The organism is Chitinophaga sp. 01L420 (genome assembly GCF_056399985.1).
The window spans coordinates 19385-42943 of record NZ_JBFTSK010000020.1 but is presented as its reverse complement, the minus strand read 5'-3'; the positions used below and the strand labels follow the sequence as shown (position 1 = coordinate 42943).

The 23559-nt window shown below is 46.2% G+C and carries 15 protein-coding genes; 5 read left to right on the top strand and 10 right to left on the bottom strand.

What is annotated here, in order from left to right:
* Positions 1-56: 56 nt before the first annotated feature.
* The 6 genes from bioA to AC1DP6_RS19545 form a co-directional block, all read right to left on the bottom strand.
* Positions 57-1343, bottom strand: a complete 1287-nt coding sequence (bioA, locus tag AC1DP6_RS19570; RefSeq protein WP_477056343.1) for an adenosylmethionine--8-amino-7-oxononanoate transaminase — start codon at positions 1341-1343, stop codon at positions 57-59.
* A gap of 130 nt (positions 1344-1473) precedes the next feature.
* The gene (locus AC1DP6_RS19565; RefSeq protein ID WP_477056342.1) at positions 1474-3990 is read right to left on the bottom strand and encodes a hybrid sensor histidine kinase/response regulator; all 2517 of its coding nucleotides are present in this window, start codon (positions 3988-3990) and stop codon (positions 1474-1476) included.
* Positions 3991-4263: 273 nt separating this feature from the next.
* Positions 4264-6213 (bottom strand): LTA synthase family protein, encoded by a 1950-nt coding sequence (locus AC1DP6_RS19560; protein WP_477056341.1) that lies wholly within the window; start codon positions 6211-6213, stop codon positions 4264-4266.
* 48 nt (positions 6214-6261) lie between these two features.
* Positions 6262-8253 carry a TonB-dependent receptor plug domain-containing protein gene (locus tag AC1DP6_RS19555; RefSeq protein WP_477056340.1) on the bottom strand — a complete coding sequence of 664 codons (1992 nt, stop codon included), beginning with the start codon at positions 8251-8253 and terminating at the stop codon, positions 6262-6264.
* Between the two features lie 63 nt (positions 8254-8316).
* Entirely contained in the window at positions 8317-9639 is a 1323-nt protein-coding gene (locus AC1DP6_RS19550) for a sensor histidine kinase (protein ID WP_477056339.1), read from the bottom strand.
* Positions 9614-10285, bottom strand: a complete 672-nt coding sequence (locus AC1DP6_RS19545; protein ID WP_441574381.1) for a response regulator transcription factor — start codon at positions 10283-10285, stop codon at positions 9614-9616. Before AC1DP6_RS19545 ends, AC1DP6_RS19550 begins: the two co-directional genes overlap by 26 nt.
* A 382-nt stretch (positions 10286-10667) precedes the next feature.
* Here AC1DP6_RS19545 and AC1DP6_RS19540 point away from each other — a divergent pair, with 382 nt between their 5' ends.
* Positions 10668-10994, top strand: a complete 327-nt coding sequence (locus AC1DP6_RS19540; protein WP_477025401.1) for a hypothetical protein — start codon at positions 10668-10670, stop codon at positions 10992-10994.
* Positions 10995-11104: 110 nt separating this feature from the next.
* On the opposite strand, the gene AC1DP6_RS19535 is transcribed toward AC1DP6_RS19540, so the two are convergent.
* Together AC1DP6_RS19535 and AC1DP6_RS19530 are read right to left on the bottom strand one after the other, a co-directional pair.
* Positions 11105-12370: a glycoside hydrolase family 99 protein gene (locus tag AC1DP6_RS19535; protein ID WP_477056338.1), complete on the bottom strand. Its 1266-nt coding sequence runs from the start codon at positions 12368-12370 to the stop codon at positions 11105-11107.
* Positions 12371-12652: 282 nt separating this feature from the next.
* Positions 12653-15556 carry a ligand-binding sensor domain-containing protein gene (locus AC1DP6_RS19530; RefSeq protein WP_477056337.1) on the bottom strand — a complete coding sequence of 968 codons (2904 nt, stop codon included), beginning with the start codon at positions 15554-15556 and terminating at the stop codon, positions 12653-12655.
* 245 nt (positions 15557-15801) lie between these two features.
* On the opposite strand from AC1DP6_RS19530, the gene AC1DP6_RS19525 reads away from it, so the two are divergent.
* The 4 genes from AC1DP6_RS19525 to AC1DP6_RS19510 all read left to right on the top strand — a co-directional run bounded on the left by AC1DP6_RS19525 (position 15802) and on the right by AC1DP6_RS19510 (position 21626).
* Positions 15802-17568: a glycoside hydrolase family 9 protein gene (locus AC1DP6_RS19525; protein ID WP_477056336.1), complete on the top strand. Its 1767-nt coding sequence runs from the start codon at positions 15802-15804 to the stop codon at positions 17566-17568.
* 30 nt (positions 17569-17598) lie between these two features.
* Positions 17599-18771: a DUF5009 domain-containing protein gene (locus tag AC1DP6_RS19520; protein WP_477056335.1), complete on the top strand. Its 1173-nt coding sequence runs from the start codon at positions 17599-17601 to the stop codon at positions 18769-18771.
* Positions 18772-18805: 34 nt separating this feature from the next.
* On the top strand, positions 18806-20680 hold the full coding sequence (locus AC1DP6_RS19515) for a glycosyl hydrolase family 18 protein (RefSeq protein ID WP_477056334.1): 1875 nt from the start codon (positions 18806-18808) through the stop codon (positions 20678-20680).
* A gap of 181 nt (positions 20681-20861) precedes the next feature.
* Positions 20862-21626 (top strand): ThuA domain-containing protein, encoded by a 765-nt coding sequence (locus AC1DP6_RS19510; RefSeq protein WP_477056333.1) that lies wholly within the window; start codon positions 20862-20864, stop codon positions 21624-21626.
* A 1-nt stretch (position 21627) separates the two neighbouring features.
* Here AC1DP6_RS19510 and AC1DP6_RS19505 read toward each other — a convergent pair whose 3' ends face one another.
* Complete coding sequence (locus AC1DP6_RS19505; RefSeq protein WP_477056332.1) at positions 21628-22749, bottom strand: serine hydrolase domain-containing protein; 1122 nt, start codon at positions 22747-22749, stop codon at positions 21628-21630.
* Positions 22750-22753: 4 nt separating this feature from the next.
* Positions 22754-23551: a PhzF family phenazine biosynthesis protein gene (locus AC1DP6_RS19500; protein WP_477056331.1), complete on the bottom strand. Its 798-nt coding sequence runs from the start codon at positions 23549-23551 to the stop codon at positions 22754-22756.
* Positions 23552-23559: the final 8 nt, after the last annotated feature.

The following is a 23559-nucleotide window of genomic DNA, read 5'->3' as shown; positions in this document are numbered from 1 at the left end:
AGTATTTACAAAGAGGCTGTCTGAAAAGACGGCCTCTTTGCATTTAAGCAATTTTTTTATTGGTGGCCAAGTGTTGGTATCAGTTCCCGGATGCTCTCATATACCTGGTCCAGCTGTTCGTTGGTGATGCAGTATGGTGGCAGTATATAGAGTGTGTTACCCAACGGGCGCAACATGATCCGTTTTTCCCGGAAGAAGCGGTGTAGGTGATCCGCTAATGCATTCGTATATCCGTCTGCGTTGGAGGTTACTATTTCAAACGCGAGGATAGTGCCCAGTAGTCTTGGATTTTTTATCATCGAAAACTGTTGCAGTTCTCCTAAAAAGGTAGCGTGTTTTTCGTGTATGCGTTCCCGGTTCAGTGTACAGGCGGGATCGGTAAAGATATCCAGGCTGGCCAGTGCGGCGGTGCAGGCGAGGGGGTTGGCCGTGAAGGAGTGGCCGTGAAATAATGTTTTCAGCTTATCGTTCGAAAGGAATGCTTCGTATACCGCAGCGGTGCTAGTGGTTACGCCCAGCGCCATGGTGCCGCCGGTAAGCCCTTTGGAGAGGCATATCATATCCGGTTGCGTATGGAGATACTCCATGGCAAAGTTTTTTCCGGTTCTGCCGAAGCCGGTCATCACCTCATCAGCGATGAGTAAAATATTTTTGGAAGCGCAGTACTGTAACAGTTGCTCAAATGCATTGGCATCGTACATCACCATCCCACCGGAGCCCTGGAGCAGCGGCTCAAAAACGAAGGCAGCTATGTCTTCCGGCTGTAAGTCTTTTATAGTATTTATTATTTGTGAGATGTTTTCCGCGGTGGGTACCTCCAGGAAATGAACATCAAACAAAAGGTCATCGAACACGCGGGTGAACACACTTCTGCCGCTCACGCTCATGGCGCCGAAAGTGTCGCCATGATAGGCATTTTTGAAGGCCAGAATTTTATGTCTGCGGGTGCCTTTATTATCCCAGTATTGTATGGCCATTTTCAGGGCTACTTCTATCGCAGTAGATCCGTTGTCGGAGTAAAACACGCGGCGTTGATTATCCGGCAGGATCTGTAGCAGGCGTTCCGCCAGGTTTACGGCCGGAGGATGGGTATACCCGGCAAAGATGCAATGTTCCAGTTGCAGCGCCTGGGCTGCGAGTTGCTGTGCAATATGTGGATGTGCATGTCCGTGTATGTTTACCCACCAGCTGGAAGTGGCGTCTATATAGCTGTTGTTTTGTTCATCGAAAAGAAGTGCGCCCTGTCCGCGTACAATACCGATAGGCGCAGGAGCGGTTTGCATTTGTGTATACGGGTGCCAGATGACGTCCAGGTCCCGGGCCGACAAAGAAGGTGTTTGCATAATTGTTGGCTTTTTGTGCAGGCGCGAAGGTACTTTTAAAAGCGGAAAGCGGAAGGCAAAAAGCAAAAGCTATGGACACAAATGCTGAGTTGGTATGATCGAACCAGTAGATCCGGGACACGTTGGGGTATTATCTGTTCTGGTCATTCGTGTTAATAGCTTTTTGTCTCCTGCTTTTAGCTTCTTCCAAAATATGCAGGAGATCTTCCGCTGCATAGGGTTTGGGCAGCATATCTTTCACCTGCAATTTATGGAGCCGCTCTTTTACCTCCGGCATAATATCCGCGGTGAGTACAATGATGAAAGCGTTCGGCTGCAGGTGTTGTATATGCGGGATGGTTTCATAGCCATTCATTTCCGGCATATGCAGGTCGAGGATGATGCCATCGAAAGACTGTTCCTGCATTTTGGCCAGTGCTTGCCGGCCATTACTGGYGGTGACGATGGTGGCGCCTGAATTTTTCAGTTGTAATCCAATGATGCGTATGTTGATGGCATTGTCTTCCACTACGAGCAGCGTGATGTCGTTGAGGAAGCCAACGGCTTGTTTCTCTTTTTTACGGAGTTGATTGGCTTCGTTTTCCGGAACGGCGAAAGGGATATCAAACCGGAAAATGGTGCCTTCATTTTTCCGGCTTTCCAGGGTGATATTGCTGTTATGGAGGTTGACCAGTTTTTTTGTGATGGCCAGGCCTAATCCCGTACCACCATGATGGCGGGTGGTGGCAGAATCTTCCTGTACAAAAGTTTCAAATATTTTATCCTGCATTTCAGGGACTATGCCTATTCCGGTATCTTTTACCATAAAGGAGATATTGCAGGTATCTTCCGTACTGCTTTCCATTTGTACGGCTATGGTAACGCTGCCTTCGTTGGTAAACTTGATAGCGTTGCTGAGGAGGTTGTTGATGATTTGTGAGAGCCTGACCGGATCGCCGGTGATGTTGGCCGGCAGTTTTCTATCGATGTTGGTCACCAGTTCAATTCCTTTGGATTTGGCCATTGGCTGGTAGTTGGTGGTAATACCCTGTATAAGGGCAGCCGGATCGAAAGGAATTTTTTCCAGTTCAATCTTACCTGCCTCCATCTTGCTGAAGTCAAGAATATCATTAATAAGACCCAGCAAATGGTTGGCAGAGAATTGCAGGCTATGAATTACTTCTGCATGTTCTGTCACCGGATTTTCTTCCAGGATGCCGGCAATGCCTATGATGGCATTTAAAGGAGTACGGATTTCGTGGCTCATAACGGATAAGAATTCACTTCTTGATTGTGCTGCTTTTTGTGCACTGTCCCTGGCATTGGTGAGTGCCAGTTCAGTATCTTTTTTATCGGTGATATCCATGATGATACCCCGGAAATGTGTCAGGTGGCCGTTGTTGTTTCGTACGGGCCGGCCTACTGTTCGTACCCATGTTTTGGTGCCTTTGGCAGAAATATGCCGTAGTTCCAGGTCAAAAGGTACACTCTCATTGGAGAGGAGATCTCTGGCGGCTTCAAAAACCGGCTGATCATCGGGATGATAGAAACTGGCCGCTGCATGAAATGTAATAGGGAAGTCGGGTGGTACTTCTCTCAAAGCATACACTTCTTTGGTCCAGTACATTTCGCCGGTCACCACATTGAATTCCCAGCCGCCCATTTTACCCATCTGCTGGCAAATACCGAGTAACTGATTGCTACGCTTCAATTCTGATTGTGCCTGCTGGTAGCCGGTATGTTTTCTTTCCCGGGCGGAAATATTCCTGATCAGTAGTAATATCCGTTTAGGGCCTGGTTGCGGGCTATTGATGAGCGTCATCTTCAGCTCGTACCAATGCTCAAGACTTTGCCGGATGTCCGGATATAGGTACTCCTGGGGTTCTCCTGTCCGCAGGATCTTGTCTGCCAGGCGGTTAAAGGCAATGGAATGTTCGCCCAATACTTCGGAAATGGTTTTGCCTATTACTTCTTCCCGGGGACGAAACAGGAGGCTTTCCTGGTTGCACCATACTTTGGTAAAGACTTTCTGATCATTCATTTCAAACACAATATCGTCCAGCGTCATCATGAGTGCCTCCCATTCTGATTTTAGTTCGGTATGTACATTTTTCAATTGCTGGTATTCACGGGTCCGGAAGGCATGTCCGTGTTGATAACCCAGCACCTGCAGCAGGGGCTGAAGTAGTTGTATGGTGGCGGCAGTATACGTAGTGGTTTGGCTGAGCAAGGCCATTACAGCCAGGACCTTTTGTTGAAATATGATCGGAATGCCCAGAAGCGACCAGGGAGTGGGAGTTCCATTATCTACAGTACTGATATGCGGTTGCCCGCTATAGACCACCTTTTGCAGGGACGCAGCAAAGCTTCCTTCACCTTCTGGCATCCGGCTTTTGGCAAGCGGTTGCCACTGAATGGCACCATTCCGGTGTTGGATCACTTCGCTCACAAAACCGTGCTCACTGTTTGTTAGTGAAATCAGATCGGGTAATAAATGTTCATACGCATCATGGATGCGTTCGGGTGTTGCAAAATTATCATGAATACTACCAATGATTTCCAGTAATTTTTGCTGGTGCATTAGTCTTTCATGCAGCGGCATATCATCTTTCATTTCCCCGCCGTCCGGATCACTTTCTAGGGAACCCGTAAAAGTTGTAGCCAGCATGAGTGATGTTGATTTTACTGTTTTGGTTGTTTTCAACAAATAAAAAAACAAGGCATTGCTGTCAGCGGCCGACAGTACTGCTATATATTGGACGAATGTTGCTTAAAAGAGGCCAGATTATGCGCACCGGTTGGTAGAAAAATTATCAATATGATACCGGGAAAATAAATTTAGGGAATTATGAGGAAAAACAAACATGAAATATTTCGCGATTGGGAGAATTTGTGCTGCAGTACCAGGTGGTGCTAACAAATTCTCCCAATCACGAATAGATTACTTCTTCATCCCGCCGTTTTTAAACAACGAGTAAGCTGTTTGATAATTTGCGATGCTGTTTTTCAGCAGACTACTATCCATGGGCGCTGCGTGTTGTTCATTGCGTGCCTGGTTCCAGCTAAAGCAGGCTGCTTTTTGTTGTGGGCTGAGGATGAGTAATTTTCCGGGTTCCAGGTAGCCCAGTTTTTGGTAAGTGCTGATCATGGCACGTGGCTGGTAGCCAGGTTCCAGTACATTTTTTCCGTAGAGTTTGCTGTTGTAACTCCAGTGCAATAAGCTCAGCAAGGTAGGGTAGATGTCTATCTGTGAGCACATGGCATTGATTTCCTGTGGTGTAGCCCCGGGTACATTGTACAGGATACAGGGGATATGATATTTGCTGATTTCAATTTCATTTTTACCGGCGCTGCTGGCACAATGATCTGCTACGAAGATGACTACCGTATTTTTAAACCAGGGTTTGGTACTGATGTTTTTCAGGAACTGTCCGATGGCGTAGTCGGTATACTTTACGGCACCTTCCCGGCTTGCACCGGAAGGAATATCTATTTTACCCGAAGGGTAAGTGAAGGGGCGGTGATTGGAGGTCGTCATGATGAAGTCGTAGAACGGCTTTCCTGCGGCGTACTTTTCATCGGCACTTCTGATAGCGGCGTTGTAAATATCTTCATCACAGATGCCCCAGGCATTTGAGAATTGAACGGCGCTATCTGGTATGTTGGTACGGGTAGTGGTGATCTGATCTTCTACTAACTTCCGGCGATGACGGTCGGTGATATCGTAGCCATTGTTGCCGAAAAATTTATTCATGTTGTCGAAGTAACCATCGCCACCATAAAAGAAAGTGCTTTCGTAACCGGCTTGTTCAAATATTTGTCCTACAGAAAACAGGCCTTCATTGTTTTTGCGGCGTACAATACTTTGCCCGGGTGTAGGCGGAACAGCCAGGGTAAGGGCTTCCATTCCTCTTACCGTGCGGGTGCCGGTAGCATACATATTGGTAAACAAGATACTTTGTTTTGCAATGCTGTCCAGTACAGGTGTGATGTGCTGGGTGTTGCCGAAGCGGTCCATAAAGTCGGCACTAAAGCTTTCGATGGTGACCATCATTACATTCGGCATTACACGTGTGGCCGTGTCCGTTATACTTCTGTAAACACTTTTACCATTCTCCAGGTAACGACTGTCCGGTGACTGCAGGAGGGTGCGCATGCGATCGAACACTTTGTTGTCATCTTCCAGTAAATAATATTTATCATAAGCCAGCTCATTATTCTGGTAAGCAGAAATAAAGGAATAGACGCCTGCCTTGGATAACTCCTGCGCATAGCGGTTTTTACTTTTTTCCGCCCAGGTATTGCTGATGAAATAAACGTGTAGCACGAGTAATCCCAGTAAGGTGGCAAATGTGAGTAATCTTTTTCCCCAGGAAGTATTAGACTGGAAGCTGTTGCGGAAAGTGCCCCGGCGACTAAGGCCCCAGGTAAGCAGGAAAGTGAACAGCAGTACACCTCCAATCAGTAATGGCAATGGGTATGACTCATTGATATTACCGATTACCTCGTACGTATATATGAGATAGTCTACCGCTATAAAGTCAAAGCGGCCGGCATATTCTCCCCAGAAAGTAAATTCAGCGAAGAAGGAAAATACCAGGATCATGGTGGCCAGGAAAAAGCCGATATAGGTAAATACCCGGTTAAATAACGTGCTATTCAGCCGCTGTGGCAGTATTAACAGGTAAAAGGCATAAGCAATGGTAAAGAACAGCGCCACTCCTACATCGTAGACAAGACCTTTGCCGTAAATAGCGGGTATATCAGAGATATGGAGGCCGGATTGTGGATAAATCCAGATAAGCAGAGCAGTTCTAACCAGGAATGACAGGATAAGGAGTAAGGTACCAAAGCCAAATAAAACGGCGTACCTGTTTTTAGCAGATCTCATTTTGCACAGAAAATTAGGATCGCAAAGGTACGCCGTTCTCAATATTATCTATAAATTAAATTTTACGGACATGTTGATGGTGCGACCATCTATAGGCCCCCAGAGGGATGCGAAGTTGGGATGACTCACCGGGCCGGTAAACAATGGCATATTTTTGCCTTGTCTGGCGTCAAAAATATTTTCCCCGTTCAGTACCAGCGTGATATGTTCGCCAAACTGCCGGGAAATCATGGCCGCCCAGAACCAGTAATTGGGCGTTTTCTGATTGGCTTCATCATACTGGTTGCCTATCCAGCTGTTTTCTATCCCAAAGCGCCACTTTCCTTCTATTTCATACGCCAGGGTACTGGCAAACTTGTCCTGCGGAGCAAAGGGAATATTGGTAGATCCGGTGTTGTTATACCTGGAAACCGTATGGTTGTAACCCAAGTACAGCTCCAGGTGATCCAGTTCAAAACGCAGGTAGGTGTCGGTACCCAAACTGTTTACCTGGTAAGGCATGTTCTGGAGCAGGAGCATGTTATTGTCATTCTTAGTTGCTACCGGCAGGATCGGATCTTTGATATGGGTATAGTACAGCGCCTGGTTGATGGTAACATCTACCTTGCCGAGAGTGGTATGGTAGTTACCGTCAAAGTTAATGCCCTGGCTTCTTTCCGATTTAATACCTGCACTGAGCGGCAACAGGTTACGATAGCCAATGGTTTGCGTTTGTGCGGTAAATACGGCTGGTGATTTATAGCCGGTACCTGCGCTGAGGCGGAGAGAAAGCCCTTCTGCAGGCTTGTATACAAAGGCGAGGCGGGGCAGTACATACCATCCGAATACGTTGTGGTAATCGGCGCGTATTCCGGCTTCCGCCAGGAACTGATCGGTAAAGTGATAACCATCCTGTACAAAGGCGCCCATGGTATTGTAGGTGTAGTTACCCAGCAGGGTGCTGTCGCCTTTTGCACGGCGGTAAATTTCACCGGTATTATTCAACCCTGCCACCCAATCGTGCCGCCCGCTTTTTTTATTATAGGAAGCTTCTGCATAAGTACTGGTTTGGTTGCCCAGCAAGGCAAAGGTGCCCTGATCATTTTGCAGATGGAAGAAACTTCCCACGCCTTTGATAGCCAAGGTGCCGCCAAGGAGACTTTTGCGGGTAAACTGCAGGTCTACACTATGGCGTTCGCTATTGTTGACTTCTGTATACTGATGAATATTATCTGCGGAATGTTCCAACACCTGCATATCACCGCCTTCACGCTTTTCGATGGTACCGGTATAACCTGCTACCAGGGTACTCAGCGGGTTGATGTACCAGAAGAAGCGGGGATGCAGCAGGTATTGCCGCAACCGGGGAACATCACTGAAACCATCTTTATTTACATCTACCGGATTTTGTGTAGTGACACCAGCAAACAATGTCAGCCCGGTTTTACCGTAGCGTTCTGCGTAGAAGGCATTTACATTCGTTTCTTTCAGCGTGCTGCGGTTGGCCAGTATGGTTAGTTCAGGTGTACTGCCGGGTGTTTTGGCTATGAAGTTGATAATGCCGGCAATGGCCCCACCGCCATAAAGCGTGGATACCGAGCCTTTTATGATCTCTATTTGTTTGAGGTCCAGCGGAGGAATGGCGAGTACACCAAAGTTCCCGCTCAGGCCTTCGTACACGGGTACGCCATCGCGGAGCAACTGTGTGTATTTGCCATCCAGTCCCTGCATACGGATGGCATTATTACCACTGACTGCCGAGGTGTTTTGAATATGTATCACGGATAAGTCGCCCAATATACTCGCTACATTACCGGGTTTAATTCCGCTTTCTTCCATCATTTCCTCTTTGCCCAGTACTTCTACTTTCATGGGGAGGTCTGCAATGCGGCTGTTATTGCGGGTAGAAGAAATAATGACTTCATTCAGGTCGGAAATTTTGCTGATCGTATCCTTAGCAGATGGTTTGGTGGTATCACTAACAGAAATGGGTACACGATTTTGAGCAGCCAGTTGAAAGCCCGTACTCAGTAAAATTAAAGCCAGTAAAATGCGTTTCATATAACAATGCGTATGGTTTGTGGTACAAAGAAAACAATGGAATCTGGAGCAAATCTGAATGTTTCACAAGGTTACAGTGAAACTATGCTGGCCGTTTTCATAGCCATATGTCAAATGCAGGTGATAGGTGTCAGCTATTTTTTTTACGATAGCAAGCCCCAGGCCATTAGAATTCGTATAGCCGTTGTTGTGCTTTTTAAAGCGCTGAAACAGCATTTCTGCGGGGATTTCCGGTAGCTGACTGCTGTTGGTAATACGGAAGGTGTTGGCGGTTAAATGAATGTCAATGTTGCCTTTTGAATAGTTGTATTTGATGGCATTACCTAACAGGTTGCTCACCAGTATATCCGTGAGTGCAGGGTGCAGTGGCCATGGGGCGCTGTCTGTCATTTCCTGTTGGATGTGGAGTTCCTTCTCCCTGATTAATTCTTCAAAAAGCAGCAGGTATTTTTCTATGACGGTACAGAGGTCGGGCTGTTCGGTAACAGGGTATTGCTGATTTTCTATTTTCGCCAGCAATAGCAGGTTGTGATTGAGTCTGGACAGGCGTTGCAGCTCATCATAGCTGATGAGAATTCCTTTCAGTTGTGTTTCAGAAAGGGTATCGTCCTGTAATAATAATTCCAGTTTGCTTTGTGCGATGGCTAAGGGCGTTTGCATTTCGTGGGCGGCATCTTCCGTCAGTTCTTTGATGCTGGTATAGTCCTGGTGAATGCGAGCGGTCATGTTACCAAGTGCTGCATTCAACTGGTTAAACTCGTGGGTGGCGGTGCGATCAAATACGGTGTTTTCCAGCTTATTCAGTTGCAGGCGTTGTATCTGATCGAGGGAGCGGTAAAATGGTTTCCATACACTTTTGCTGATCAGCCAATTGGAAATCAGTACAAACAGCAGCAGACCGGTGAAAGCAGAGAGCATCACATACGCCACATTTTGGATCAGGTCATCTTTTTCAATAAGTGATTTACGCAGGGTGAATTGATAGTTTTTGTTATGCAAACTGATCACCTGTGTGAGTTGCCGGAAAGGTGCATAAGTATTTTCCGGTTCCTGGTAGATGCTGATGCCTTTTAGTTTATGTTTTTTTTGTGCGGCTTTTTCGGTAGGCTGTAAATTGAATTCTGGTGTGCTGATGCTGAATATGGGATTGTTCACGCTGGCCGTGTCCAGGTAGCGCATCCACTGTAGTTTATCGTTCACCAGTTCTTCATCTGTTTCATGTTTAATTTCTTTGTTGAATTTGGAATAGAGAAAGAATGCACCTGCTGCAAAAACAGGTAACATGATAAGCAGAAAATAAACCGTTGTTTTAGTCAGCAGCTTCATAATAGCAGTGTGTGTCTTTATATTTACCAGCGGGTTAACCGAAGCGGTAACCGGTGCCATAAACTGTTTTGATATAATCTTCTCCGCCGGCTTCCAGCATCTTTTTGCGGAGATTTTTTATATGCGTGTAAATGAAATCATAAGACCCTGCCTGATCGTATTCATCTCCCCACAGATGTCCTGCCAGTGCCGACTTGGTGACTACCCTGTGTTGGTTGGCAATGAAGTATAGCAGCAGCTGATATTCTTTACCAGTGAGGGTGATAGATTTATTGTGTACCAGTACTGTTTTGGACGCGGGTTTTATGACGATTTCATAAAAAGTGATGGTGGTGTTGCCGTCAAAATTTTTACGACGTAAAATAGCATTTACACGGGCATTGAGTTCTGATAGATGGAATGGCTTTGTCAGATAGTCATCTGCACCGAGTTCCAGGCCACTGAGTTTATCTTCCAATGAATCTTTTGCAGAGATGATGATGATACCTGCTCTGGATTCCAGCATTTTTAATTCTTTCACTATATCGAGGCCATTTCCCAGGGGAAGACCTATATCTGCCACGATACAGTCGTAGTCAAATTCATTGACTTTATCTATTGCCTGTTTAAAATCTGCTGCCAGTTCACAGATATAGCCCTGATGTTCAAGATATTCCTGTATACTGTTTCTGAGCGCGGGTTCGTCTTCTATAATCAGCACTTTCATGGGCTAAAAATAGGGATAATTCCTAAAGGAATTCTGTAGTAGCGGGATTCAGAACTTTATGTCGCTAAAATAAGCTGTGGTAAAAGGTTTCAGGAATCATTGTTAGGTATCCGTATTAAAGTAGCGTATTTGAGCTGTTTTTACCGCGGAGAAAGCAAAAGTTGTTATTTATTTAATGTAAATAAAGTATGCATATAAGCATAGGTGGTAAAACGGCGCCTGCCACTGCTAAAAGGTTTTTCTTACGGGAATTAAAACTATGCATGCCCCAATATCGTAGATACAATACCGATATCAAATCACTCATGCAGGCATTATTATGAATTCGTATTTTAAAATGATTGCAGATAGGTTTACGCTAAAAAATTTGCCTGAAAAGGCAATGTCAGACGGGCGCATAGCGGATGATGATACGAGGGAATTGATTGCATTGATGGACAATATTCCCAATGCTAAATCAGTCGCCGCCATTTATCAGCAAATGATAAGATCTGGCAGACTGGATCAACGTTTCAGAACCGGCGATCCCGGTCGGGGATGGCTGGAAGTGGAACAGATGATCCTGAGCAGAGATCAAAGGCGGAAAGGAAACCGACGCAAAATTATCTGGATGCTGATTGTATTTTCACTTGTAGGTATTGCCTCTTATTTTGGTGGCGTATACCTGTTAACCAAAGGTAAGTACCTGGCAGTGCAGGCGTTAAAATAAGCGTTGATTGTACCCTTCTAGCCGTATCTAACATGCACCGCGTAAAAAAGGCCGATTAAAATAGTATTTTAATCAGCCCTTTTGTCTACCTATCTATTTTACTTATCTGTTTATTTTCTTTCCGGCATTTTCACACTAACCGGTATTTCATTGCGCAGCATTTTAGCTGCTTCCCCTGTTAACCATAAATAATGATCTGATGGTTTACCATCTAAATTGATAAACGGCGTGGTGTTGCTCACAGGTGGCTGATCAGACGCCTTAAAGATGGCGGTAGCTTCATTTACTTCATCAAACATGGCTACATAAAGCATACTGGCACCCGCAGTGAGTGCGGTCGTAATTTGCTGCCAGTAAAAACGTCCGCCTTGTCTTGGAATAGAGCCAGATGGTTTTACATCGTCAGGAAATTCATAGCGGCTCAGATTATGCCAACTGAACCCGGGATATACGCAAGGCACATATTCCAGTTTGTTGGCGCGACACCAGGCCAGATCGGCTATCAGGTTATCACGGAAACGGTCCATGTCATTGTGGAGCAGCGGAGAATAACGCTGTACGTTCCATGGCAGCACTATATCCGCTTGTTTAATGAGGGTATGCAGATAAGGATCCGGTAGGCAATCGGCATTGAGTGTACGCCATGCAGTGGGCACACCCAACATCACAGCACAACCTCCGTATACCGGATCATTTTTCAGAAAGTCGATCAATCTGTCCAACCCGATATTGCGGAGATTATACGGACGGTCCGGAAAACCGATACCCCATATAGCTACCACTGGTTTACCATTTTCCTGTAAATAAGTTTTAGCACCCGGCTGATTGGTCACTTTCAACTGATCTACCAGGTATTTCCAGTCTTCAATAATGGCAGAACAGTCTTCTCCTGAGGCTTTTAAGCCGGAGAGGTCGTACATCACTGCAATGGCTCTCTTATATTTTGATGCGGCAGCAAATGCGTTTTTCAGGATCACGCCGGAAGTGCTGTCGCGGTGTTTGGCATTGTTAAAAAAGCGCTGCATGAAAACACCGTCCACGTTGTATTGCTGCATCCATTTAAAATGAAGGTCTACGGTGCTTTTGTCATAGGAGCTGAAGAAACGGGCAGGTTGTCCGTTGGCCAGTTTAAATGGTGTGGCATATGTTTTTTCATATTCGCTTACATCAGGCCACATATCAATGCCGCTGCGGGTTTCATCGCCATAGGAATACCGCTGGGCGCCGGAGCCATCGCCGGAAGCACGAAACCAGCCCTGATAGCCAGCCATAATAAGTCCGTGGTAAGTAGGATACTGGGATTCCCTGCTGTGTTTTAACTGCGCCAGGGAAGGCATCGCCAGCAGGAGGAGTAAAGCTGTCAAAATACGCTTCATATGTATACTGTTTGTTATTAACGGTGGAATAATGAAAGGAGCAGCGCATGGCATTTATTGGTTTGTATATCAGCGGGCATCCTGGTGTTAAAAAGAGGAGAACCCGGCTTTCCCGGATTCTCCCAAGGTTTTGCATTCACCTTAATTGTTTTTTCTGGCTATGAAGCCGGAATATGTTGCAAGTAAAGCGGGAAGGACTAATGAAAGCGTTAACAAAGCATTAATTGCCCATATTAATGCCTTGTTAACGACATTAATTTCACCTCATGTACAATGGAAGCCTTATGCAGTAACGTTTATCAGGAAATCAAAAAGATTAACAGTTGTTTCCAGTTGTAGTTTTTTACGGAGACGATAACGGCTGATCTCTACCCCTTTTACGGAAATATTCATCCGCTGTGCAATTTCTTTGGAGCTTAAATTCAATTTGAGGTAGGCGCACAGTTTCAGATCTGTGGCGCTTAAAATGGGATATTTCTTTTTTATGATATGGAGAAAATTATGATGTATTTCATCGAAGTGCGCGGCAAATTGTTCCCAGTCATTGTCACCTTTTTCTGCATCTTCCAGCAACCGGAGGATGGGTTTAAATTCGCTGGCGGCATTTGACAGCCCCGTTTTTTTCAGGAGCAGGGACAGTTCTTCCCGGATACGGGATACCAGCTTACCACGGTTTACCATGTGCATGGTGATGGTGGCCAGCTCTTTATTCTTCAGGTTGACTTCAGAAGCCAGTTTGTTATTATGCAGCGCGATGATTTCTTTTTCATTTTTATATAGTTCCAGCTGGTGGAGGTAATTTAATTGTTTTTGTGCGGCATCATGTTGCAGTTGCAGATGGCGTACCCGTTTTTTATGTTGCTCCAGCAACCCAAAAATCACTCCCAGCGCAAGGAGTACATAGGCAGCATATGCCCATCCGGTTTGGTACCAGGCGGGCATCACTTCAAATGTATAGCTGACGGCATCAGAGATGTTACCTGTACTGTTGCGTGCCCTCACCGAAAAAGTATAGGTGCCGTAGGAGAGATTGGTATAATCTTTTTCTGTACGCGGCGACCAATCGGACCAGTCCCGATCGAAGCCGTTGAGTTTACAACTGAATTCAACGTTGTCTTTTTGTGGATATACGTTGGCGGTATATTCAAAGTGAAAAGAGTTCCATTGTTTGGGCAGGTGTGCCATGTTTTCTTTGGCTGTGCTGGTATAGCCTCCGAAAATCAGGCTGTCTTTCGGCGACAAAGCGGTTATACTGCTCAGGAGCACATGGAGATGTGTGCTGGCATTCATGTACTGCAGGTAGTTGATGTGATAAATGCCTTTGCTGGAGCAGATGAAAATATTTTCTTTATCGTAAGGATAAATATAACCGGGGCTGGCTGGCGCCTGCGCTGGAAGCGTGGGGAACCAGATCAATGAAAAATAACTGCTGTCTGCCGGATGGTTGAAGTCCACTACACCGATCAGTTGATTACTGACAAACCAGATATTGCCTTCTTTATCTTCTGTCAGAAAGCGGACCGGCATATCTTTAAAAAAGGGTTTGAAATAAGCCGATGGCGCCATTTTATGAGTGCTGGCATTGTATTCATACACGCCTTTTTCGGTGGCAATAGCGATCCTGTTCTTTACATGATAAACATAGTTGTTGGTGCCGGCAGGTAGTCCGTCTTTTTGTGTCAGGATAGTTTTGTGGATTACCTTTTTTTTATCCGGTGATAGTTCCATGCGGAAGATGCCACGATAAGGATGGGAGCCCCAGATGATATTATTATCTGTTGCCAGGAAACGCATGGATTCATACAGGCTATCAATTTTTACGATGTTATCAGAGAGTATGCCATTCGTGTAGGGGAACAGCAACAATCCTGTATAGGCACCGGCGATAACGGTTTGCTGAGAATTTGCACCTGGTGGCAATGGTAAAAAAGACCAGGTACCCTGTTTATCTGCCAGCGGCGTGGCCTGGCCATCACTGATCCGGAAGGCGCCGTCCTGGTGCGCCATTAACAACTGCTTATTTACTTCCTGAAGGCCCCATACCTGGCCCTTGGTATGTGCTACTTCTGTGAAAGTGCCGCTGTTGGCGCTGAGATCTTTTTCTTCCGGATTTACCGGGAGCGTAAATAAGCCATTGGAGGTACCTACGTACAGCTGATGATTGAAAACGGTGATGGCACTGCCGGATACCCCGTTGTTTTTATCGGGATAGATATGCCGGAGGGAGGTGCTGTAGTTAACGAGATCGATACCGTTTTCCAGTCCCAGCCAGAGGTTGCGGTCTTTATCAGGAAAAAGACAAAAGATATTATTGTTTTGGAGTCCTTCGCTGCGGGAAAAACGCTGGAAGAGACGCCCTTTCTCATCCAGGATGAACAGGCCATTGCCAATAGTGCCAATGGCATATTGGTTATCTGCTATTTTCCAGGCGCAGTTGATCCGGTCGTTTTGCAGAATGGGATCGATACTGGTTTTATGTGGCAGGAGGGTATTATTACAGAGTAGAAATAAACCATTATTAAGAGAAGCTACCAGTAAGGTATCGCCTTTGTAGGCGGTGATATCTTTAATACGCAGACTGGTAGTGGGTATGTTATTGCAGGCAGGCTCCCATTTACCATTTTTTAATGTCAGCAGGCCAAGGGTACGGTCGGTGGTATATAACTGATGGTTGGCCCAGGTCATCATGAGCCAGCCACCGGGTGCATCGAAGAAGGTGATTTTGTTTTGTTTCAGTTCGAAAATGCTTTCTATAGTCCGGAAATAAACCACATCACCGGCGATAATGATATCCCAGATGTCTGCAAACTGGTGATCTACCGGTGGGATGAGGTGTTTCAGGGAATGGTATTCCAGTGTCCCATTGGCTGCCGGGAAGAAGTAGCCAATTTCATCGTGTCCGCCTACGTAAATTTTTCCCGTGGGATCTACTGCCACAGATCTTACTTCCGCTTTATTAGGGAGCCGGTGTAGTTTCCAGTATCTGCCATTGAAGGTGAGCAGGCCATCGTTGTTGGCCATGTACAAAATGCCATTGCTGCCCTGTCGGATACATCTTATATCTGCACTGGCGTGAAAGTCCAGGCTATTGTAATTAATGATGTCTGGCAGGCCGATCGTGTTTTGTGCTCCGGCAGGTATGGAAAGGCAAATGAAAAGTAAAAGGAATATCAGGACTCGATGCATAGACCAAAACAAAATAGGGTTTTTCTTCGGGAAATTTCTCCTGTAGTGGTATTGTAGGGGTAATAAACACCCGGAATCAATTGATTATCAATATTGGTAGAGGGAATGTTTAGGTGGAAAAATAGCAGGTGAAGGGATTAATCCGGATATTTGTTTTCACAGGAATGGCACTAAGGTCCACCAATTTTTTCCTGGTCCACGTTAAAAGGTAATTGTAAAACCACTGTTTAAATATAAGATCGCCTATGACTCGTTTGCTGGGGTATATTATTTTAGGGGCATTGTTTTCACGGCCGGCATTCTCTCAATCTGTTATTCATGTGAACCAGGTGGCTTATGATAGTCGTGGTCCGAAAACGGCCGTTGTAAGTAGTGATGTACCAATGCCGGTACCATTGCGCTTTTCACTGCAAAATACAGCAGATAATAAAGTCGTGTTCACCGGTAAGACCGATAAAGCGACACAGGTGCCTGAGTGGTTTGCCGGTAAATATTATTACCGGGCAGATTTTTCCTCCTTCCGGACAGCGGGTAATTTCCGTATAACCATTACCGTTAAAGAGGTTACTTACACTTCTGCTGCTTTTGAAATTGGGAATAATGTACTGGCATTAAAAGTAGTACCAGCCATCTTACACTTTTATAAAGGACAGCGGGCCAATACACCCGAAGAAGAAGATGCGGATAAAGGTGTGTTGTTGTATGGCAGTGATAAGCGGGTAGATATCCGTGGGGGCTGGTGTGACGCTTCCGGAGATGTCAGTAAATATTTTTCTCACCTGGCTTACGCCAATTTCATGTCACCGCAGCAAATTCCGCTGGTGACCTGGTCATTGATTAACCTGCGGGAAACCGCGCCGAAGTTGCTGTCTTCTTTACAACAAACAACAGCGGCAGAGCAGGAAGCCCTGTGGGGAGCGGATTATATGATGCGCGCTTTGTCCGACAGTAACTATTTCTACATGACGGTGTTCAGCTATTTTAATAAAGATGCACATGCCAGGAGGATCGTTGGTTTGCTGGCCAACAGCGTCACCACGGCTGATTACCAGTGCGCTTTCCGGGAAGGTGGTGGGATGGGTGTCGCAGCATTGGCAAGAATTGCCGGCTGGAAAAAGAACGGCGACTTTACCGCTGCCCAATATCTCGATGGGGCTAAAAGAGCTTTTGCCCATTTATTGATACATAATAAGGAGTATGATGATGATGGGAAAGAAAATATCATAGATGATTATTGTGCATTGATGGCGGCGACTGAACTATGGATTGCCACCGACAGTGCGCTTTACAGAAATGAAGCGCGGAAGCGCGCCGGTAATCTGACACGGCGTTTATCTCCAACAGGTTACTTTATAGCAGACGATGGCGACCGGCCTTTCTTCCATGCCTCTGATGCGGGGCTGCCAGTGATTGCACTGGTACGGTATCTTGATAAGGAAAAAGATAGCCGTTACCGTGATACGGCGTTAACCACCATTCGTAAAGCCCTGGATTACAACCTGGCCGTCACCGGCAGCGTGAGTAATCCTTATGGATATGCGCGGCAGCATTTTAAATACCGGGGTGCCATAAAGGCTGGATTTTTTATACCGCATGAAAATGAAACCGGTTGGTGGTGGCAGGGCGAAAATGCGCGGCTGGGATCATTGGCAGCAGCGGCTATCACCGGCGGGAGACTGGTATATCCGGCCAAAGGTAATTGGGGCGTACGTGCGCCACTGGCAGATTATGCTGCTCATCAGTTGTCGTGGATCCTGGGTGAAAACCCTTATGATATGTGTTTCCTGTATGGTTATGGCAAGAACAATGTGCCCTATATGAAAGCATTGTACGAGCATGGTACCGGTAAAGGTGGTGTTTCCAACGGCATCACTGGTCACAAGGAAAGTGGTGATGGCAGCGGTATTGATTTCAAAGAAGAAGACAATGGTAATGAGTGGCGGTGGACGGAGCAATGGATTCCGCATTCCGCCTGGTTTCTGCAGGCTGTCACCGCAATGGCGAAAGAATAGAATTATATTGAGGTTACATAACCAAATCACATGTCAATCAAAACAAACAGATTATTATCTATTGATGCATTTCGCGCCATTACCATGTTGCTGATGATTTTTGTGAATGATGTAAGTGGGGTCAGTAATATTCCGGCCTGGATAGAACATGTCCGGGGAGATGAAGAGGGGATGGGCTTTGCAGATACTGTATTCCCTACCTTTCTTTTTATTGTAGGACTTTCTATTCCGTATGCCATTGGGTATCGCATACAAAAGCAGCAGTCGTTTTTAAAAATTGAAACGCATATCGTATTGAGATCAGTAGCGTTGATTGTAATGGGCTTCTTTCATGTCAACCTGGAAAGCTACAGTTCCGCAGCGGTGTTACCTTATTCGGTATGGGAAATTATTATTACGCTCAGCTTTTTCCTGGTATGGCTGGATTATCCGGAAACGATGTCTAAAACGCTCAGGTATAGCCTGACTACTTTGGGTGTTGCGTTGCTGGCATTAATGGCGTGGCTCTACAAAGGTGGTGATGCCGAACATCCGCATGGCATGCAGCAGTCGTGGGGTGGTATCCTTGGTATTATAGGATGGGCTTACCTGGTAAGTGCTACGGTGTATTTGCTGATCCGGGGTCGCTTCGAATTGTTGCTGATAGCACTGCTGCTATTCCTGGCTATTAACCTGGGCACTCATGGAGGCTGGTTTCCTTTCTGGCTGTGGATTATCGGCGATGCGTCTTCTATTACGCTGATCCTGGGCGGTGCATTTATGTCTGCTTTGTACAGCAGGTTGCTCCAACGCGGACGCCCCAACGCAGTATGGCCGCTTTTTGCGGGGATAGGTATAGGCGCCATTGTACTGGGATTCCTGGTACGGCCTTATACCGGTGGTATTTCGAAGATAGGATCTACGCCGGCCTGGGTATTGATTTGCGGAGGTATTGGTATACTGGTGTTTGAGTTACTGATTTTCCTGGTAGATGTGAAAGGTAAATTTCATTGGTTCAGGATCATCAAACCGGCGGGTACCAGCACGTTGACCTGCTACCTGATGCCTTATTTGTTGTACTCACTTTATTCGCTGGTAGGTTTTCATTATCCGCAATGGCTCGACAGTGGCATAGGTGGTATTTTCCGCTCTTTTGCGGTGGCCTTTGTCCTGATCATGATAGTGGGATTCCTGGAGAAAAAGAAATTAAGATTAAAAATCTAGCATGCTACAAAAATATTCATTTCAACAAGAGATTATGAAGTATTTGCATTCACCAAAGAAAGGAGGTATCTATTTTTTAATGCTACTACTCCCGGCTTTACTTAACGCTACTACACCTGCTCTGCGCGTATTTGAAAAAAACATGGCAGAGCAGGAGAAGCCGGTGATTATTGGTTATGTAGGTGGCTTTCGCGGCCTGGTGGATGTTGACAAAATTGCGGCGAATAAGCTGACGCATATCAATTACGCATTTGTAAATGTGCAGCATAACCGGGCGGTGTTAAGCAATGAGAAAACAGATACGATCAACCTGCGCAAGTTAAATCTGCTGAAAGAAAAGAATCGCGATTTAAAGATCCTGATTTCTATTGGGGGCTGGGCCTGGAGCGCTAATTTTTCAGATGCGGTGTTAACAGATACTGCCCGCCGGGCGTTTGCAGCCAGCGCAGTGGATATTATCCGGAGATATGCACTGGATGGGGTAGACATCGATTGGGAATATCCTGCCAGACCTGGTGAAACCGGTAATATATATCGTCCGGAAGACAAGCAGAATTATACGCTGATGTTTGCTGCCTTGCGGGCGGAGTTGGATAAGCTGGAAAAAGAAACACATCAGAAGAAATTGCTGACAACAGCTGTTGGTGGCTTTGAGTCTTTCCTGGAAACTTCAGAGATGGGAAAAGCCCAGCAATACCTGGACTACATCAACCTGATGACCTATGATTTTTATTCAGATAAAAATGCAGGTCATCATACTAACCTGATGACCGCTGCCGGCAATCCTGCGGGGCATTCTGCCGACAAGGCGGTGAAAGCCTACGTAGCAGCAGGTGTGCCGGTAAATAAGCTGGTGATGGGAATCGCCTTTTACGGCCGGCGTTTTATACTGGCTGATAGCACTGGCACCGGGCTGGGAGGAAAGATCGTATCACAGTCTTTCGGTAAAGGCTATACGTTTACGAAAGATAGCCTGGTGAATAAAAAGGGCTTCATTGCCTACCGGGATGAAAGCGCCAAAGCACCTTATCTTTTTAACCCAACTACACGGGAGTTTATCACCTACGATGATGAGTGGTCGGTACAAAATAAATGTGATTATGTAACGACACATAAAATGGCAGGAGTGATGTTCTGGGAATATTCTTCTGACGAAAAAGAATATCTGTTGGACGAGATTAACACCTCGCTGCGCGGAACGCAACCCGTGGCTGGTAAACCCGCCTTCACTGCGTTGGTGCTATATGAAAACGGTGGACATCATGTAGCATTTTCTAAAGCCGCCCGGGTATGGCTGGACCAACTCGCTGCTAACAATCATTTTGTGGTCAACTATATTAATAACACGGACAGTATCAATGATGTTTATCTGAAAAAGTACCAGCTGTTCATTCAACTGGATTATGCCCCCTATGGCTGGAAGCCGGAGGCGGCAGCGGCTTTTGAACGATACGTTTCTGAAGGCCGTGGTGGCTGGATCGGTTTTCACCATGCAACCTTGCTGGGAGAGTTTGATGGCTTCCCTATGTGGAACTGGTTTTACAACTTCATGGGTGGCATTCGTTTTACCAATTATATCCCTGACTTTGCCGATGGTAAAGTAACGATAGAAGATAAAACACATCCGGTAATGAAGGGCATTACATCTCCCTTTATTATTAAAAAAGAAGAATGGTATACCTACGATAAAAGCCCGCGCCCGCAGGTACATGTACTGGCCAGCGTAGATGAATCTTCCTATGTGCCCGCCTCTGATAAAAAGATGGGTGATCATCCGGTGGTATGGACCAACGAGCATGTAAAGGCAAAGAATATATACATTTTTATGGGGCATGGCCCCGCATTGCTGGAGGATCCGGCTTATACACAACTGTTTCAGAATGCTATTTTCTGGGCGGCTGTTAAGTAGCCCGGGAAATACCGTGCAGTGCAGTAGGCGTAGTGTAATTGCCCTGCACTAATTTTCGTATACGCGTTTACGTTTTTCTTTGATGGGCATTGCCCCGGACTTCCTATTGCCCGTCATCACCATTTGTTACCACGTAGTATGTAAAGGATACCCGCTATTAATTAAACACAAATACACAATTATGATGAAGAAAAGCCCATTGTTATTATGCCTGTTGTTACATATCAGCTTTGCAGCAACTGCTGTTAGCAAGCCACCTGCCTTTAAAGTACTCGCCTTTTATAATCTCCGTGTAGAGCCGGACCATGTTGATTTTGCAAATGATGCGCTGGTATATTTCAAGCGATTGGCGACAGAAAGAAATTTTCAGTTTGATACTACCACGGATTGGTCCAAAATGAATGCAGCCGTATTGAGTAAGTACGAGGTAGTGTTGTGGTTGAATTTTTTCCCCACCACACCGGAACAGCGGGTTGCTTTCAGCACCTATATGGAGCATGGCGGCGGATGGATTGGATTTCATGTGGCAGGCTACAACGATAAATATACACAGTGGCCCTGGTTTGTAAACTTCATGGGAGGAGCCGTTTTTGTAAATAATAACTGGCCGCCATTACCGGCAAAATTGCATGTGGATCCTACCAATCACCCGGTGACACGGCATTTGCCCGCTGACTATCTGAGTCCCGCTAATGAGTGGTACCAATGGGATCCCAGCCCCCGGTTAAGTAAAGATGTAAAAGTATTGGTCACCTTAGACGCTGCGAATTATCCGCTGGGAAAAAAGAACCTGTTGACTTCCGGTGATATCCCGGTAGTATGGACCAATAAGAAATACAATATGCTGTATGTTAATATGGGACATGGCGATAAAATATTTACAGATTCCCTGCAGAATAAAATGTATGAAGATGCCCTGTTATGGGTGGGACGTAAGAAAGAATAGATTATTTACCGGTGAATAAATCCACAGCAGGCCAGGGTGTATTGGGATCATTCACCGCTTTCCATAACAGTCCATCGAGGTCATTAAAAAAGCTGCTGTCGGTGCGGGTATTGCAAAGCATTACCCAGGTAAATCCATGATGAGAGCGAATGATTTCGCTGGCAGTACCGGGGAGTGAGCCGGAGTGCCACCAGTTGTGATAGGGATTCACGGCCCATCCCAGGGCATAGCCGGGATTAGCGGTGGAAGCAGTGCTCATAACAGTGATGGCAGTATCTGTGAGTATATCTGCCGGAGCAGGGAAACCATCTACGTGTACCAGCAGGCGGGCAAGATCGGTAGCAGAAGCAATCCAGCCACCATGTGCATCCATACGGGCAATATTGTAAATGTAGGGTTGTTCGCCGTGCTGTCCGTAGTACACTACTTCATTTGGTTTTCTTTGCGCTAAGGTGTTACCACCTATCTGCATGGTGGTGATACCGCAGGGTTGTAGTACTGCTTTTTTTACATAGGCTTCATAGGGCATGCCGGAAACTTTTTCGATGATCCTGCCGAGTATGCAGTAGCCGAAATTAGAATAAGCGTATACGGAGCCGGGCCTATTTTCCAGCGGTTGATGGGTAATGGTCCATGAAATCAGTTCATCTGCCGACATAGCAGGATGGCTGAACATAGGATCTGTGCCGTTGTTGGTCCAGCCGCCGGCAGTATGTTGCAGCAGTTGGCGGACGGTGATTTTCCGCAGCTTTTCCGGGTAGGGCGGTTGACCATAGGTGGTATCGAGTACGCCTTTCTTCCCAAACACGGTCGCATCGAGCGACAGTTTTTTAGCATCCACTAATGTAAGTATAGCCGTCGCCGTTATACATTTCGAAACGCTGGCAATACGAAATAAACTATTGGCAGTAGCGCTGGTTTGTTGCAGCGTATCTGCGTAACCGTAGCCTTTCGCATATACCAGTTTACCATGGTGTGTAACGGCGATGGCCATGCCGGGAACATGATACTGCTTCATGAAAGTAGTGACAGTATTATCTATTGCCGGTAAGCTTTGCGCAGTAGCAGTGTGGCTTTGGGTCATGCCGATGAGCAGGCAGAATGGTATAAGGAGTAATCTCATTTCTTTAAGGTACAAAAATATTTCCTTCGAGGTAAGTCTTGCAGTGGCCACCAATAAATACGCGGTCACCAGCATCTACACAGTATAATTTTCCTCTTCTGGCAGATAGCTGTAACGCCACCATTTCCTTCTTGTCTAGTTGGGCGCTCCAGAAAGGTATCAGGGAGCAATGGGCGGATCCGGTTACCGGGTCTTCAAAGATGCTGGCCTGTGGTGTAAAAAAGCGGGATACAAAATCCACTTCTTTTCCTTTGGCGGTGATGATGATGCCACCGGGATCCAGGTTGATCTGGTCCAGGATCGCTTTGTCTGGCTGCAGGTTGCGGACAATTTCTTCATCATGATACACGAGTATATAATCTCTTGCCTTGAGTACTTCCATAGGGTACACGCCCATGCCTTTGAGTATTTCAGGTGGGAGAGAAGCGGTTGTCGCGGGTCTTGACGGAAAGTTGAGTGTGAGCAGGTCTTTATTTTTGCTCACAGCCAATGCGCCGCTTTGTGTATGAAAGGTGAGCTGGTGCATGTCCCAGCCCAGGTGATTAAAGAGTACATGTGCGGTGGCGAGGGTTGCATGTCCGCAGAGATCCATTTCTATTTCGGGTGTAAACCACCTGAGTTCATAGTGGCCGGACTGGGCGGTGGGTATAAAGAATGCGGTTTCTGGCAGAAAGTTTTCTGCGGCTATTTTCTGCAGGATATCTGTTGGCAACCAGGCTTCCAGTTGGCAAACTGCAGCCGGGTTGCCGCGGAACAGTTCATCGGTGAAAGCATCTACCTGGTAAATGGGTATATGTGGCATGACGAAGA